This is a genomic window from Longimycelium tulufanense (genome assembly GCF_014645795.1).
Taxonomy (GTDB): Bacteria; Actinomycetota; Actinomycetes; order Mycobacteriales; family Pseudonocardiaceae; genus Longimycelium; species Longimycelium tulufanense.
Window position 1 is genome coordinate 1 of the sequence record NZ_BMMK01000092.1, and the last position, 1624, is coordinate 1624.

General features: G+C 73.2%; 3 protein-coding genes. All 3 read left to right on the top strand.

Annotation, left to right across the window (positions count from 1 at the left end):
- Positions 1-211 (top strand): hypothetical protein (locus IEY55_RS31620; protein WP_189062259.1); only part of this gene is annotated, 211 nt, incomplete at its 5' end.
- Between the two features lie 133 nt (positions 212-344).
- The gene (locus tag IEY55_RS31625) at positions 345-683 is read left to right on the top strand and encodes a hypothetical protein (RefSeq protein ID WP_189062260.1); all 339 of its coding nucleotides are present in this window, start codon (positions 345-347) and stop codon (positions 681-683) included.
- Entirely contained in the window at positions 680-1096 is a 417-nt protein-coding gene (locus IEY55_RS31630) for a type II toxin-antitoxin system VapC family toxin (protein WP_189062261.1), read from the top strand. The genes IEY55_RS31625 and IEY55_RS31630 overlap by 4 nt, the downstream gene beginning before the upstream one ends.
- Positions 1097-1624: the final 528 nt, after the last annotated feature.

The following is a 1624-nucleotide window of genomic DNA, read 5'->3' on the forward strand; positions in this document are numbered from 1 at the left end:
CGGCCGGGGCGGACCGGCCCGGGGTGGATGGGCCGAGACGGCCGCCCGGGCCGGCGAGGTCGCCGAGGCGATGGCGGCCCTGGCCGAGCACCTGCCCGCCGGTGAGCCCAGCCCGGAACAGGCCCGCCGGCTGCGTCGTGCACTCGGGGTGATCTCCCAGCACAGCGGCGTGCTGAAGAAGGCGTTGGGGGTCGGCTTCGGCAAGTCCTGAACGTGCGTACACGCCCGTACACGACCCGTGCCTGGGTGGAGAGCGTGTCCCCACGGGTACGGGCCAGGTCGGCGGCGGGGCCAAGGGGCACATCACGCCGACGACACCCTCCCCGCGGGTCTACCGTCGCGGTATGAACGGTGCGGCAGGTGAGCAGCGGCTGTACTACGAGGCCACCGACGAACTGGCCCGACTGAGGAAGGCACTCGACCATCTCGCCGAGAGCGGGCTGCCCGCGCCTTTCCTCATCGAGTACGCAGAGCGGCTGCGGTCCCTGCGCGTCGAGATGGAACACCAGTTCTTGCCGCCGCAGCGCCGTCCCCCTGCGGTGCTCGACCGGTTGGTGGCGGCGGGCCGTGCCGTGCCGCCACGCGAGCTCCACGCCCCCGTGGCCCCGCCGCCGGTACTGGGTGACCCGCGCGTCAGCGTCGCCGACGTGGTGGCCGCCGCCCGCGAGGACGAGCGCTGGTGATCTACCTGGACACCGCGGCGGCGGTGAAGCTCGTTCGCCAGGAAGCGCACACTGCTGATCTCGTGGCCTGGCTCAACGAGCCGCAGCAGGCCGGCCTGCCCTGGGTGTCCTCGGCGTTGATCGAAGTGGAGCTTCCCCGGGCACTGCGGCGCAGCGCACCCGAGGCCCTGCCGGGCGTGCCCTCGGTGCTGGCCAGGCTCTACCGCCTGGAGATCGACGACACGATCCGGCAGACCGCCGCCGCCTACCCCACCCCCGCGCTGCGCTCGCTGGATGCCATCCACCTGGCCACCGCGCAGACGTTGGCCGAGCAGCCGGACGCCCATTTCGCCGCGTTCGTCACCTACGACCACCGGCTGGCCGAGGCCGCCCGCTCGGCGGGTCTGGCCGTGGCCCGCCCCGGCGTCGACTGACGACGGAGTGGGCCCGGACATGCGTAAGGCCAGGCTCCCGGTCTGCCCCGGGCCACCTGGCCTTGCGACTCGCCCGCGCACCCACGGTGCCGGGCTGGTCTTCAGCGTGCCAGGGCCGCCAGCCCACCCACGAGCCGCATTCCCCCGGCGCGGCTTGGGACTCCTGTTCTCCCGGAATCCGGGACTTCCGGAGTAACGGACTCCGGGAGTCAAGGCGGCAACTACTCCCCCGACGAGGACGGCCGGTCGTTGACTGCGCTCCCTGCGGTCGGCGACCGGTCGCCGCGTGGCCCGCGCGCGTGCGACCGGCCGCCCCGGGAGCCGGGGGTCGACGAGCGCCAGGGCGACGCCGATCCCGCGGGCCGTACGCCCGTGACCAGGCGAAACGGTGAGTTTCCACAGTGGACAACCCGTCGGCCGTGTGTGGTCGTCGGTAACGAGGGCTAGGTGTTCTGTCCCGTGAGGTTGGGGATGCGGTGGGCGGGTGGGCCGCCGATCGCGGTGTGGTGGCGGTGATGGTTGTAGGTG

Excerpts from the sequence above, each read along its gene's own strand:
- IEY55_RS31625 (WP_189062260.1), top strand. The coding sequence starts at position 345 with ATGAACGGTGCGGCAGGTGAGCAGCGGCTGTACTACGAGGCCACCGAC.